12 protein-coding genes and 1 pseudogene are annotated in these 13,087 nt (G+C 58.5%); 7 read left to right on the top strand and 6 right to left on the bottom strand.

Going from position 1 to position 13,087, the window contains the following annotated elements; translation table 11 throughout:
* Positions 1-848 (top strand): helix-turn-helix domain-containing protein (locus tag ACRESD_RS03410; RefSeq protein WP_431749633.1); only part of this gene is annotated, 848 nt, incomplete at its 5' end.
* Positions 849-863: 15 nt separating this feature from the next.
* Complete coding sequence (locus tag ACRESD_RS03405; RefSeq protein WP_431749632.1) at positions 864-1,880, top strand: alpha/beta hydrolase family protein; 1,017 nt, start codon at positions 864-866, stop codon at positions 1,878-1,880.
* Positions 1,881-1,892: 12 nt separating this feature from the next.
* On the opposite strand, the gene ACRESD_RS03400 is transcribed toward ACRESD_RS03405, so the two are convergent.
* Positions 1,893-2,750 (bottom strand): hypothetical protein, encoded by an 858-nt coding sequence (locus ACRESD_RS03400; RefSeq protein ID WP_431749631.1) that lies wholly within the window; start codon positions 2,748-2,750, stop codon positions 1,893-1,895.
* Positions 2,751-2,921: 171 nt separating this feature from the next.
* Here ACRESD_RS03400 and ACRESD_RS03395 point away from each other — a divergent pair, with 171 nt between their 5' ends.
* Both ACRESD_RS03395 and ACRESD_RS03390 read left to right on the top strand, forming a co-directional pair.
* Positions 2,922-3,440 carry a MarR family winged helix-turn-helix transcriptional regulator gene (locus tag ACRESD_RS03395; protein ID WP_431749630.1) on the top strand — a complete coding sequence of 173 codons (519 nt, stop codon included), beginning with the start codon at positions 2,922-2,924 and terminating at the stop codon, positions 3,438-3,440.
* On the top strand, positions 3,440-4,657 hold the full coding sequence (locus ACRESD_RS03390) for an FAD-dependent monooxygenase (RefSeq protein ID WP_431749629.1): 1,218 nt from the start codon (positions 3,440-3,442) through the stop codon (positions 4,655-4,657). Before ACRESD_RS03395 ends, ACRESD_RS03390 begins: the two co-directional genes overlap by 1 nt.
* Positions 4,658-4,683: 26 nt before the next feature.
* Here ACRESD_RS03390 and ACRESD_RS03385 read toward each other — a convergent pair whose 3' ends face one another.
* Entirely contained in the window at positions 4,684-5,514 is an 831-nt protein-coding gene (locus tag ACRESD_RS03385; RefSeq protein WP_431749628.1) for an alpha/beta fold hydrolase, read from the bottom strand.
* Positions 5,515-5,636: 122 nt separating this feature from the next.
* Between ACRESD_RS03385 and ACRESD_RS03380 the strand changes: the two genes are divergently transcribed.
* Entirely contained in the window at positions 5,637-6,077 is a 441-nt protein-coding gene (locus tag ACRESD_RS03380; RefSeq protein WP_431749627.1) for a MerR family transcriptional regulator, read from the top strand.
* On the opposite strand, the gene ACRESD_RS03375 is transcribed toward ACRESD_RS03380, so the two are convergent.
* Positions 6,074-7,000, bottom strand: coding sequence for an acetoacetate decarboxylase (ADC) (locus ACRESD_RS03375; RefSeq protein WP_431749626.1), 927 nt, complete (start codon positions 6,998-7,000; stop codon positions 6,074-6,076). The genes ACRESD_RS03380 and ACRESD_RS03375 overlap by 4 nt on opposite strands.
* Before the next feature lie 13 nt (positions 7,001-7,013).
* Complete coding sequence (locus ACRESD_RS03370) at positions 7,014-7,826, bottom strand: type 1 glutamine amidotransferase domain-containing protein (protein ID WP_431749625.1); 813 nt, start codon at positions 7,824-7,826, stop codon at positions 7,014-7,016.
* 156 nt (positions 7,827-7,982) lie between these two features.
* On the opposite strand from ACRESD_RS03370, the gene ACRESD_RS03365 reads away from it, so the two are divergent.
* The gene (locus ACRESD_RS03365) at positions 7,983-9,215 is read left to right on the top strand and encodes an NADH:flavin oxidoreductase/NADH oxidase family protein (protein WP_431749624.1); all 1,233 of its coding nucleotides are present in this window, start codon (positions 7,983-7,985) and stop codon (positions 9,213-9,215) included.
* A 72-nt stretch (positions 9,216-9,287) separates the two neighbouring features.
* Here ACRESD_RS03365 and ACRESD_RS03360 read toward each other — a convergent pair whose 3' ends face one another.
* Positions 9,288-9,563, bottom strand: a complete 276-nt coding sequence (locus tag ACRESD_RS03360) for a hypothetical protein (protein ID WP_431749623.1) — start codon at positions 9,561-9,563, stop codon at positions 9,288-9,290.
* A gap of 198 nt (positions 9,564-9,761) precedes the next feature.
* Positions 9,762-12,431: an autotransporter outer membrane beta-barrel domain-containing protein gene (locus tag ACRESD_RS03355; protein WP_431749622.1), complete on the bottom strand. Its 2,670-nt coding sequence runs from the start codon at positions 12,429-12,431 to the stop codon at positions 9,762-9,764.
* Between the two features lie 186 nt (positions 12,432-12,617).
* On the opposite strand from ACRESD_RS03355, the pseudogene ACRESD_RS03350 reads away from it, so the two are divergent.
* Positions 12,618-13,087, top strand: a pseudogene (locus tag ACRESD_RS03350) (alpha/beta hydrolase); the annotation flags it as partial.

The raw sequence follows: 13,087 nt of genomic DNA, 5'->3' as shown, positions 1-13,087 counted from the left end.
TTCCGAAACTGTTCGCACCCAACGATGGAATGCGAATGGGGGAAACCACACTGGCCGAAGGGCTGGGCCTGCCGCTCTCCTTCGGCCATGCCTATTTGACGTTGTTGATCTGCCTCTGCGGGAGTGCGCGATTCACACTTAACTTCAAGGAGCAGGCGGTCAAGCGCGGTGGCGTGCTGGTGCTGGCCGAGGACACGATTGCCGTGCTAAAGCGCCGCTCGCTGGGCTTCAAGGTGTTTTTCTGTCTGATGCCCAAAGCCTTTGCGGCGGAGGTCGCGTATCAATTGCCCAACCCCTTGTTCGTGTTCCTGCATGACCATCCTCACTGTGTTCCAACCGAGCAGGAACGGCCGCTGCTAGAGGGGTGGGTGATGCAGATGAGCGATATTGCGCGGTGCAGTCCCACTTACCGGCACATCATGTTGCGCAACCAGCTACAGAACCTTTTTTTGCGGATTGCCGAGCAACTGCCAACCGTGCAAAAAGGCAACAAGGCGTTCAGCCGAAAGGAAATGCTCAGTTGGCGATTCTGGGAGTTGATCGGCAAACACTGTATTCGGCACCGAGAAGTGAAGTTCTACGCCGACGCGCTCAGCATCACGCCGTTCTATCTGTCACAGCTGACGAAAACCTTCTTCAATGACACGCCCAAGGGGCTGATTGATCGGCAGGTGACGCTGGAGATCAAGGCGCTCCTTTCATACAGCGACCTGGCGATTGGCCGAATTGCCGACACGCTCAACTTCGCCGATGCTTCCTATTTGTGCCGTTATTTCAAGCGCCAAACCGGGGTTTCGCTTTCTCGCTATCGTCGACATGAGAAGGGGAGTGAGCTCGATGGCGGTTAAACATGAGAGGGCAAAGTGAAGAAAATCATCAAGCGCCTGGGGTTCTGTATTGGTGTGCTGGTCGCCGTCAGTGCTGTTGCAGTGTACCGCTTGCAAGCTTTCGACTTGGACCTTGGGAGTCGAGGGCAAGTCATCCTGTTCAAGTCCCAGGGTGATCAGTTGGAAGGGACGCTGCTCATGCCCGCTGAACAGCCGTCACCGCCCGTGGTGTTGATTGTCCATGGCGATGGTGCTCAGGATCGCTGGTCGGGCGACGGCTATGCGCCGTTGGTCAACTACCTGCTCTCCCAAGGCATTGCTGTTTTTTCCTGGGATAAACCGGGTGTGGGTGCCAGTCAGGGCAACTGGTTGGCGCAATCCATGGATGATCGTGCAGCGGAAGAGGTAGAAGCCCTCAAGCGTCTCAGAGGTGTGCCTTCTCTCAAACACAGCCCGATGGGGTTTCTCGGTTTTTCACAGGCAGGATGGGTGGTTCCACAGGCCAGTGGGCCGGCACGTGCCGACTTCGCAGTGTTGGTGGGACCGGCCATAAACTGGCGGAATCAGGGGTTTTATTACTTGAGCCAACGCCTCAAGTCACAGCAGCTACCGCCCGATGAAGTGGCAAGACAAGTACAACGCGAAATCCAGGCATTTGATGCCGAGTTCACCCAGGCAGCCGCCGAATCGCCTTGTGCTGCAACCTGCACGCGGCAGGACTTTGAACGTCGCAATTCCCACGCCGACGCCCGAAGCGCGATAGCCGCCATGCAGACGCCGGTGATGATTCTGATGGGCGCGCAGGACCGAAATGTCGACCCGGATGACACCCTGGGCACCTGGGATACATCTCTACCCGATCAGACGCTTCGTTGCATTCGCAAAGTCCCCTCGGCGACCCACGGCTTGTTGCGCAGCAGTGGGTTCGACTATCAGTTGGCCAGCGAGTGGCCGTGGTACACCACGGCGATATTCCTGATGTCCGGGCACCGTGCCTACGCCTCCGGGGCGCTGGAAAGCATTGCCACTTGGGTGCTTGATCGCAAGTGTTGAAGGTTTCCAGCCTCAGCGAGCTGCAGGAGTCGCACGGCGGTTTTCTCCAAGCTGATACTTCCACGGCAAGTAGTCCACTGAAACGCCCCAGTGGATTATGCCGTCTTCACCCAAACGAGACTGAAAGCCTGGCATTTGTCGCAGATCGAGTTGCAAGCACTGTTGCTCAAGCGCCTTTTGTAACGCCGGGTCTGCCTGGAAACGCTCAGGGCGCTGATAGTGCTTTTGCAGTGTTACATCGCACTGTAGGACTTGGCCCTGTGCGTTGGCGGTGAAACTGAAGCTGGCCTTGCCAAACGTATTGACGGGGTATTTGGCTACCACGTTGTCCCAGAAAAAACGTCGCGCTTCAGATGACTCGTGCATTCTCAGTAGGGCGCCAGATTTTGGCGATGTGTCGCCGGTAACAATAAACGGCGCGATGACTTCGAGACCTCCATCGATTGGATGCTGCAGCGCTTCTGGAACTGGCTCCCAGACACTGCTCCAGCACGCGTTCACGATGAGCTTGGCGACATCGGAGCGGGCGCGTTCATCAGGGGGAACGGCCTCGCAGAGCAAGACATCACCTTGGCGATCGAGCTTCATGCGCAACCGCACGCTGCCTTGCAATCCCTCGCGGTTCTCCCGGGCCGCATTGTCCGCCAGACCCCGGCGCAAGACCCTGACGTATCTTCGCGCCTCCATCTGCCTGATTTCCTCCGTGGTAAGGAACATCGGCCGGGATGTGCCTCCGCTATCAATCCAGGCAGTCACTTGCTGCTCGGGCGTTAGCCGGTGGCATCCTGCGAGGCCTGTCAGGCCTGTCAGTAAAAGGAGGGTGGAAATGAGTCGACGATTCGCCTGCGACTTCAATGTGGTGACGGGCACTTATGCGTTCCTTGCAACTAAAAGGTGGCATTTTGCCTTGAACCTCAGATCGGTGCACGTCAATGCGAGAACGTCGTTGTTTTACGGGGCGCCGTTCGGCGTACGAAACTAGCTAAGTAAGTTAGCTATATGCTAGTTTTGCCTTCTTCAAACCCCGGAAACCCCTCATCCATGAAGCCGCTGTCATCCCCATCTCATCCCGTCGCTGACCCACGCAACTTGCAAATCGCAAGCGACACCGTCGGCCAACAGTTGCAACAAGTCGCGATTCTGACGCGCCAGGCCGCAGGTCATCTCGGCACGGCCCTGGGGATCAATGAAACCGATATGGCGGTACTGGAACATCTGATCAAGGATGGGCCGCTGGCGCCGACCGAGCTGGCTGCGCGTCTTTACGTGACCACTGCTGGCATCACCCAGGCCATCGATCGGCTGGAGCGCGCCGGACATGTGGTTCGTGAGCGGCAACTCAATGACAAACGCCGAGTGCTTGTGTGTCCGGTGCCTGAGTCGGTGACCAAGATATATGGCCATATTGCGCCCATGCTCAATGGCATGAGTGCCGTACTCGGCGCGCTCAATGGTCACGACCGTGCGGTGATTGAGGCATTTTTAGGGCGGGTGATTGAGGTTTATCGCACCACATTACCCGGCAGCACTGCCTGCACACCTGAAGGTTCGGACGTCTGATGAGAGCACAAAAAGTCCTGATCACCGGAGCAAGCATCACCGGGCCGGCGTTGGCGTATTGGCTGTCTCGCCAGGGTATGGACGTAACGGTGGTGGAGAGGGCGCCTGAGTTTCGTGATGGCGGGCAGACTATCGACGTGCGTGGTGCTGGTAGCGTGGTTGTACAGCGCATGGGGTTGGAGGATCTGATTCGGGCGAACACCACGCAGGAGCAGGGCATCGCCTTCGTTGACCAACGCAACCACATACGGGCCTTTATTGGCGTCAATGCCTTCGATGGCGATGGGCCGATAGTCGAGTTGGAGATTCTGCGGGGGGAACTGGCCAAGCTCCTGATCCAGCATAGCCAGGACCGAGTCACGTACCGGTTCGGCGACAGCATTGAGGCACTGGAAGACGACGGCGCGCAGGTCCATGTGTATTTCGAGCGGGGAACCGAGCAGGTTTACGACCTGGTGATTGTGGCGGAGGGGATTGGTTCGGCCACGCGTCATCTGGTGTTTGGCGACGAGGTCCAGCGTCGTCCCCTCGACCTCTACACGGCCTATTTCACCGTGCCGAGGCAACCAAGCGATGGCGATGTCATGCGCTGGTACAACATCCCTGGCGGGCGTTGTGTGTGTTTGCGCCCGGACAACCTGGGGACCACGCGAGCGTTCTTGTCTTTTCAGCAAGCGCCGAGCGGCTACGAGAAACTCCCCCAGGCCGAGCAAAAAAACTTGCTCAAGCAACTGTTTGCCGACGCGGGCTGGGAAACCCCCCGGGTGCTCGCCGCGCTGGAGGAGGCCACCGACCTTTATCTGGACGCCGTGGGCCAGGTTAAGATGCCGCGCTGGTCGAAGGGGCGAATCGCACTGGTGGGCGACGCGGCCTACTGTGCATCGCCCATCAGTGGTATGGGCACCAGTTTGGGGCTAAGCGGCGCCTACGTGTTGGCTGGCGAATTGGGGCGCCACGCTGATCACCATCAAGCCTTCGCGGCCTATGAAAAGCTGATGCGGCCCTACGTCGCCCAGGCGCAAAGCGTGCCTACGTTCGCGCCCCGGCTGGCGTCGCCGCATTCGCGTTGGGGTATCGCCCTTGGCCACGCGGTATTGAGGATGGCCACTGCACCAGGGCTCAAGACCGTGTTTGGGAAGATCCTTTCGCCGAAAGCCGATGCTATCGACCTGCCCAGTTATTCAAGTCAAACGCAGCCCGGATCAGGCTACGTTTGAGCCAGCGATGAAGGTTTCAGGACGGGTTAACCACGCAGGAACGCCAGCAAATCAGCGTTGATTACATCAGCGTTTGTAGTCGGCATACCGTGGGGGAAACCCGCATAGGTTTTCAGCGTGCTGTTACGCAACAGCTTGGCCGATAGCAGCCCGGAGTCTTCATAAGGCACGATCTGATCATCATCGCCGTGCATCACTAGGACGGGAATCGAGATGCTTTTCAGCGCTTCGGTGAAGTCGGTCTGGGAAAACGCCACGATTCCGTCATAGTGAGCCTTGGCACTGCCCATCATGCCTTGTCGCCACCAGTTGCGGATGATGCCCTCGGACGGCTTGGCACCCGGTCGGTTGTAACCATAGAAAGGTCCTGCTGGCACGTCATAGTAGAACTGTGCGCGGTTGGCCTGCAGTTGGGCTTGCATGCCATCGAACACCGATTTTGGCAGCCCGCCCGGGTTGCCTGGGGTTTGCACCATCAATGGCGGCACGGCACTGATGATCGCGGCCTTCGACACGCGATCCTCACCGTGGCGTGCGATGTAGTGAATCACCTCGCCACCGCCGGTTGAGTGCCCCACATGGGCGGCGCCCTGCACACCAAGATGATTGACAACGGCCGCGACGTCATCGGCATAGTGATCCATGTCGTGCCCATCCCACACCTGGCTTGATCGACCGTGGCCGCGTCGGTCATGGGCAATCACCCGGTAGCCGTTAGCCAGGAAAAATAGCATCTGCGCGTCCCAATCGTCTGAACTCAGTGGCCAACCATGATGGAAGAATATGATTGGGGCATCCTGCGGACCCCAATCTTTATAAAAGATCTCAACACCGTCCTGCGTCGTGACATAACCCATGTGTGTCTCTCCTGAAGAAAGGGCAGATCGTGGCCCTTGTGAAATAAAGAGCGTTGCGCCTGTCGCCGGTTTACTTTAAGTTTAAAGTCAACTTTAAGGTCAATGGTTGTGTGGGGTGGAAAATGAGAATAGGCGAACTGGCGAAAATCACCGGCTTGGCGCCTTCGCGTATTCGCTTTTACGAAGCGAGCGGCCTGATTACCTCGGTCGGGCGCAAAGCCAACGGCTATCGGGACTATGCCCCTGATACCGAATGGGTGTTGCAGAACATCACTGGCGCCCAGGGCGCCGGGTTTTCCCTGGATGAAATCCGCCAACTGCTGCCGACCAATGCCAGCGGTTGGCAGCATGATGAATTGCTCACGGGGCTCAAGCGCAAGGTGGCGGAAATCGAAGTCCTGCAGCAGCGCTTGACCCAGAACAAGGCGCAGCTGCTGCTGGTAATTGCGGGCGTGGAGGGCAAACCTGAAGGCATGCCCTGTACGGACAACACGCAGTTGCTCCTGCACCGTCTGCGCGAAGAGGGCATGGCGGCGGTTTCAGGTAGTCGCCAGAAGACTTAGTACGTACCTGGCAGGGTTGCAAGGGGCTTGGGCGCATAGAGTGCACTCTGGAACTCGGGCACATATTCGTACTTAATCATTTTCCCCAGCTTCAAGGCCCGCAGGCAGTCCGACAGGCTACCTTCACCCAGGGTAAGGGTGGCCGAGCCGGGGCTTGTGCTGGCGCCATGTTTGAGCTGACGGGAAACGGCATACCCATACGCTAACCGGCCTTGGTGATCGAGGTTGGTGAAGCTGCTGGTGACCAGATTCTCTTGGGTCGACAAGCCGTCGAGTTTTAGTGCTGTGAGCGTCACGTCTACCTTGCCGCTCTGGCTATCGGTAATCTTATAGACCACCGATTGGGCGTCCTCTTTTCGGTCAATTCCCGTCAGCCATTTCGGCAGGTTGTAACCCACCACACCGCGAACCCTCGCCAACTCCGTATTCACCGGCAGCTTGAGCACATACCCCCAAAAATCCCTCGACAGCGACTGGCCGATCAGCGTGAGCGGCCCCAAGTTGGCCTTGCCCGGCTTATTGGTGATGATCGATACCGCCACTTCGTTGTAGGCGTCGTTATCACAGTATTCATAGGTGTACGCGGTGAATGCGATCAAACCGCGACCAGGCCAGATTTGCAGGGGTTGCACGATGGCCAGCACGTCAGGCGGCATCAGCGCGCGGAGCTTGGCCAGGTCGGCGGTGTATATCGCGGTGACGCGATTGTTCTGGTAGTAAAAATTGGGCGAGTAGGACTCGAACCCTATGTCGACCTGGGTCTTTTCCAAACCGTTGAACCAGCTTAAATCAACCCCTGGCAGCTCAGCTGCAATCACTGACAATGGCGGGTTGGAGAGAAAACGTTCGTACAAACCGTCTTTGACCACAGGCACCGGGTGGCCTGCTATATGGATCAGGGTGCAGTCGTTCTGACTGGGCATCTCAGATGTCCTTTTAGTGAGTGATCGACGGGGTGGTGTCTGCAGAAAGCAGGGCCATCACGGCGTCAGCCACGGCCTTGGGCGACTGCGGGTTCTGACCGGTTACCAGTTTGCCATCGGTAATGGCAAAGGAAGTGAAGGGCAGCCAGGCTTTCTGGTAATGCGCGCCTTGGCTTACCAACCGGTCCTCCAGGAAGAATGGAACCTGGCTTTTCATACCGGAAAGCAGTTCTTCGCGATCCGAGAACCCGGTGATGTTGCGGCCCTGGATGATCAGTTGACCTTGCGCATCCTTCAGATCAAGCAGCCCGGCGACGCCATGGCAAACGGCCGAAACGATCCCGCCCTGGTTGTAGATGGTCTCGGCGACACGGCGCAGGTCCGGGTTGTTGGGGAAGTCCCACATCACCCCGTGGCCACCTGTGAAATAGATGACGCTGTACTGGGACGGGTCGATATCGGCAATCGCCAGGGTGTTGTTCAGGCGAGCGCGAAAGGCGGGTGACTGCAAATGCTCGCGGGCGGCCTTGTCCATATAGAGCCAACCGAGACTGCGCTCGTCCAAGGGCACGGCACCGCCCTTGGGACTGGCAAACACCGTGGAGTAGCCGGCGGCTTCCACCACATCGGTGAAATGCGTCAGTTCGGTCAACCACAACCCGGTGGTGTCGCTGCGGGACGGATAGCTGGCGTGATTGGTCATGATCACCAGGATCTGACGATTCTTTGTCATTGCGGCGGATGGGGCTGGTTCAGCTGTTGTGTAAGTCATGAAAGCACCACCTATCACTAATAACGCGTAAGAAATGAAGGTCTTCAACATCATTTGGGTTCCGACAATCGGTAGGTGCTTGCATGCTCACCTTAAACCTTCCTTTAAGGTCAACCCCCGTATCTGTGAAAACTTGCTGTCGAAAAAACTTGTTGACCTTAAAGTTCACTTCAATCTTATGGTGGCTCCACGTCAACTGAGGACCACCCCATGAACGTGTTCGACACCCTGATATTGCCCAACGGTTCGTCTATCAAGAACCGCATCGCCAAAGCTGCCATGGAAGAAAACATGGCAGACGCCCAGCACGCACCTTCTGAAGACCTGATGCGCCTCTACCAGGCGTGGGCTGACGGCGGCGCCGGCCTGCTGATCACCGGCAATGTGATGGTAGATGGTCGCGCCATGACCGGCCCGGGCGGGGTGGTGTTGCAGGATGACCAGCAACTGGCCAAGTTCAAGCGTTGGGCACAAGTGGGGCGTTCTGGTGGCGCGCAGTTCTGGCTTCAGATCAACCATCCTGGCCGTCAGATGCAGGCCAACCTGGGACAAAAGACCTGGGCACCCTCAGCCGTTGCGCTGAACCTGGGCAACATGTCCAAGCGCTTCGCCACGCCTCACGCCATGACGCCGAGTGTGATCCAAGACGTGATTCAACGTTTTGCACGTACTGCCCGGCTGGGCGAGCAGGCGGGTTTCACCGGCGTTGAAATCCACGCTGCCCATGGTTATCTGCTGAGCCAGTTCCTGTCGCCGCTGACCAACCAGCGTACGGACGAGTGGGGCGGCTCCCTGGAAAACCGCGCACGCCTGTTGCTGGACATCGTCAAGGCCGTCAGAGCCGTGGTGTCGAAGGACTTTGCCGTGGCGGTCAAACTGAACTCCGCCGACTTCCAACGAGGCGGCTTTACCGCCGACGACGCCAAACGGGTGGTGGTATTGCTCAACGACCTGGGCGTGGACCTGGTGGAATTGTCCGGTGGCAGTTATGAAGCCCCCGCCATGCAAGGCCAGGCCCGTGATGGCCGCACCCTGGCGCGCGAGGCTTACTTCGTCGAATTTGCCCGTGACATCCAGACCGTCGCCAAGATGCCGGTGATGGTCACTGGTGGCGTACGTCGCCGCCCCGTCGCTGAAAGCGTGGTGCAAAGCGGTGTGGACATGGTCGGTATGGGCACGGCGTTGGCCATCGAGCCGCACTTGCCACGTGACTGGCTCCAGGGTAAAGACAACGCGCCGCAATTGCCGCCGATCACCTGGAAAAACAAGACCATCGCGTCCTTGGCCAACATGGCGGTGGTCAAGTTCCAGCTGCGCAAACTCAGCCTGGATAAACAGCCCGATCCAAGTGTGTCGCCTCTGCGTGCACTGTTTATGGAGCAACTCGGCGCGGCGTGCCGTACCCGTCAATATCGACGCTGGATAGGCAAGCAAACGGCGTGAACTTCTCCATGGCTGCTGGAGGCCATGGAGAAGTTGCAAGGCCAGCGCAGTGGCGGCGACTACTATTTTCGCCTAAAAAACATTGCGCCCCATGCAGGCATTACCGAAAGCCCGTGCATAGGTTTCAATCTCCTGCTGGGTCAATTCGGGGCGGCTTTCATCTTCGCCCGACATGCCGACTACACACACCACGCGATCCACGGTTATTCCATTTTTCCGTGAATCTTCGGCGAATTGTTTACCGTCACGTGCCCCTTCCTGTCTCAGAGACTCAAGCCGGGTCGCGGAAAATGCCGTGGCGGAGCCGCATAACGTGATGGCCAATACCAATAGTTTGATGAGTCGCATGCTTGCTTCCTTGCACTAAGGCGTAGTTTTAAACAGACCTGCTCCTGTAAAGAACGGCAGAGGAGAGGCTGTGAAAAAAGTAGCACATAGCCATTTACCGGGCTCATTTCTCTAAAGGGTGTTTTTGACGACGCTTGATCGTGACAACGCGCCAGCACCGCAATGGCGCCAGCGCGTTGTTCAAGAGGGGTTAATCACTTACCAACTGACCCTGAGGCCGAGGTTGCCGCTGACACCTTCCAGCTGATTGGTGTCGAGGTTGGTGTTGTAGTCCGCCGCCAGATACACGCTGATTGTAGGCGACAAGCGTGCGACCACGCCCACTCCAAGGTCAGCAGAGGAGGACTTGTGTTTACTCTTGATCCGGTCAACGTCATCGTAGGTCACCGTGTCACTGCCGCCGAAGGTGCGCCAGGCATTGGCCCGCAGGTACGGTTCGACCGGCGTGTTCTGCACCAGGTAACGCCCCTTCAGGCGCGCACCCAGGCGACCGGTCCAATAGTCCTGGGAGTCAAATGAGACCTTGGAAATTCCGTCGTTCTGGCTGTCCATGTCGATCTGCTGGTTGATCACCTGCACCTGCGGCTCCACCACCCAATGCTCGGAGAGCGCAATCGGATAGCCGGCTTCGGCAGACAACGCCAATGCGTGCCCCTTGCTGTCCATCTTCACCCCACGGTCGGATTTGTTATCACCCTCCAGGCGCGTGCCCATGGCTACCAGGTCCACATACCAGCCTATTTGGGGATCGGTGAGGGTCCAGTAGGCGCCGAAGTTGTCACCGTCGAGTTTGACCCGGCCGGAGCGGCGATCCTGGAAGCCCTCGGCAAAGCCTTTGACATCGCCCCGCAGTTGGCTCTGGCCGACAAACAAGCCGAAGCGCTGGATCTGCCCGCCGTTGGTTTCAGAGGCGTAGAGGTCATGGCCCACCTGATAGCCTTTGACTGTGCCGTCGAAGCTCGGCGACACCGTGCCGGTCCAACTCTTGTTGAAGTCACTCCCATACGCTCGGCCCCAGCCGGCCGGCACTGCGCCGGTTTCGCTCAGCAGGCTTTGTTCGCCCTGGCGGTCATGGAAGGTGCCCAGCGCTTGCAGGGTCATCAACTGCGCAGCGGGCACCACTACCGAATACACCGGTACTTCCAGGCGATACAGTGGAATCGGGTCGGCACCTGCAACCGCTGTTGGCAATGGCGGCGTGGTGACGGCAGGCTCCGGCGATACTTCGGCGGGGACTTGGGTCGGCGGTGGGGCAGGGGGCTCGACGGGGGCGACGGGTTGCGGTGTTGGTGGCTCGACCGGTGGCTCATCCGGGGCGACCACCGGCGGCACGGGGGGAATCGGCGGTACGGGCACCACGACTGGCGGTACCGGTGGAGGCGGTGGCACTGCGGGTGGTTGTACCGCGATCACAGAGGAACGCAGGTACCAGTTGTTTTCCGAACCGGCCGTCACACCACCCTTGAACAGGTAGTACTGATAGGCCCCGGCCGACACCGAACCTTTCAGGGCAAAGGCGTCGCTGGTGCTCACCGCACCGTTGAGCGCCTGCACCACTTCGATACCGTTGTTGAGCGTCAGACCGCCCAGGCCGCCGAGATTGCTCACCGCCAATTGAGTGTTGCCGCTGATGGTGCCGTTCGAGACCACCAGCTTATCGCTGGCCGAATTGTCGTCACCCAGCACGGTTTGCAGCCACAACTGGCCGTTGTTGCCGACGTAGTTGCCATGCACCGTCAGTGAGTCAGTAGCGCTGTTGCTGCCGGAGGTCATGTCGATAGTCCCGGCATTGTTGAGCGTGACCGACTGACCGGCGGTGTAGGGGCGGATACTGCCTTGGGTCACGGCCAGTACGCTGGTGTTGTCGATGGAAAAGGTTCCGGTATTGCTGGCACTGTCGCCGAGGAAAAAATCACCAGCGAGGTCGAAGCGTGAATGGTTGTTGAGGTTGACCGTCTCCCAACCAATGTATCGGGAGGCCGTGCCGGATGTGGTGTTGTCGAAGGTCAGTTGGTCATTGCCCAGGCCACCGTCGATGGACGGGGTGGCGCTCAACAGGCTTTCGCTCAGGCCGCTGAGCAATGCCGTGTCGTTACCGTCGCCCATCAGCACTGAAGATTTGATCTGGCCACCATTGAGCCAATTGAACGTATCGTTGCCGACGCTGGCGCGGATCTCGCCGTTGATCACGCCACCGCTGACGGTGATGCTGTCATCGCCGCCACTGGTGCTGATATTGCCGCCAATGGTGCCCCCGGAGACTTCAATCCTGTCGGTGTCGAAGCCGGTGACGAGATTGCCAAGGATCGTGCCGCCAGACATGAGGTAGATGTTTTTGTCGAGCTTCATGTCGACCCGGCCGATGGTGCCACCCGTTTGCTGCGCCACGTCGCCGTCTTCAAAGGCGCCGACGATGGTGCCGCCAGTCATCAGGAAGGTATCGCGGCCATCGCCTTGGGCAAGGGACTGGATCTGGCCACCGCTCATGACAAAGTCATCAATGCCATTGCCCTGGGATACCGCCCCCGTGACCGTACCTGCACTGATACGGAAGCGGTCGGCGCCGTCGCCCTGAGTGACACTGCCGACGATGCGCCCGGAGTTCATGTCGACGAAGTCGGCGCCAGGCCCGGTGAGGATATTACCGTTGATGGTGCCGGTGCCGCCGGCTGGCAAGGTTAGCGTATTGTTGCCCACCAGGTCGGTGAGCCCCGTGGCACTGCTACCGCTGTCGCAAACGTAAGAGTCGACGCCGGGGCCGGGAGTGAGAACACAAGCTGCTTGTGCTTGTTGTAATGCCACACTTAAAAGAGACAGCGCGCCCACCTGAAGCAGATGGTTTTTCCCTGTGCGCAGTACAAGATGCATAGTTTTCTTCTCATCTATTGTTGTTCTAAGAATTTGGAAAACTTAACGATGTAGTTGTATCTAGACCATAGAAACGATGCCCACAAATAAATCGATGCCGTTCAGCCCAAGGTATGACTTGCTTCACATTTCGGACATTTCAGCGCACCGATGACCCTGGCGGTATTCATCCCCTGTTTCCTAGACACCTACAAACTCAACGGTCTCGACATCGCCGCCAACGTCTACACCCCAGCCCATTACGACGCGACCAAGCAGTACCCGATCATTGTGGTGGCCCATCCGGCGGGGTTAAGGAGCAGGTGGCGGGGCTGTATGCGCAGCGTCTGGCCGGCCAGGGTTACATCACGATTACGGCGGATGCGGCGTATCAGGGTGGCAGCGGCGGCAAGCCGCGTAATGTGGATAAGCCGGCGAACCGTATTGAGGATATCCATGGCATGGCGGACTTTATCGCTGGCTATCCTGGTGCCGACAGTTCGCGTTTGGGCCTGTTGGGGATTTGCGGCGGCGGGGGGGATTCATTGGCGGCGGCGCGTACAGACAAGCGCTTTCAGTCGATTGCGACGGTGAGCATGTTCAATTCCGGGCTGGTGTGGCGCAATGGCTTTCGCGACTCGCAGGTAGCGACGATCCAGGAGCGCCTGGGCCACAAC

The organism is Pseudomonas sp., from assembly GCF_050739995.1.
GTDB lineage: Bacteria > Pseudomonadota > Gammaproteobacteria > Pseudomonadales > Pseudomonadaceae > Aquipseudomonas.
This window is presented reverse-complemented; position numbering and strand designations above follow the sequence as displayed.

Excerpts from the sequence above, each read along its gene's own strand:
- ACRESD_RS03395 (WP_431749630.1), top strand. The coding sequence starts at position 2,922 with ATGAAGCCGCTGTCATCCCCATCTCATCCCGTCGCTGACCCACGCAAC.
- ACRESD_RS03390 (WP_431749629.1), top strand. The coding sequence starts at position 3,440 with ATGAGAGCACAAAAAGTCCTGATCACCGGAGCAAGCATCACCGGGCCG.
- ACRESD_RS03385 (WP_431749628.1), bottom strand. The coding sequence starts at position 5,514 with ATGGGTTATGTCACGACGCAGGACGGTGTTGAGATCTTTTATAAAGAT.
- ACRESD_RS03380 (WP_431749627.1), top strand. The coding sequence starts at position 5,637 with ATGAGAATAGGCGAACTGGCGAAAATCACCGGCTTGGCGCCTTCGCGT.
- ACRESD_RS03375 (WP_431749626.1), bottom strand. The coding sequence starts at position 7,000 with ATGCCCAGTCAGAACGACTGCACCCTGATCCATATAGCAGGCCACCCG.
- ACRESD_RS03370 (WP_431749625.1), bottom strand. The coding sequence starts at position 7,826 with ATGATGTTGAAGACCTTCATTTCTTACGCGTTATTAGTGATAGGTGGT.
- ACRESD_RS03365 (WP_431749624.1), top strand. The coding sequence starts at position 7,983 with ATGAACGTGTTCGACACCCTGATATTGCCCAACGGTTCGTCTATCAAG.
- ACRESD_RS03360 (WP_431749623.1), bottom strand. The coding sequence starts at position 9,563 with ATGCGACTCATCAAACTATTGGTATTGGCCATCACGTTATGCGGCTCC.
- ACRESD_RS03355 (WP_431749622.1), bottom strand. The coding sequence starts at position 12,431 with ATGCATCTTGTACTGCGCACAGGGAAAAACCATCTGCTTCAGGTGGGC.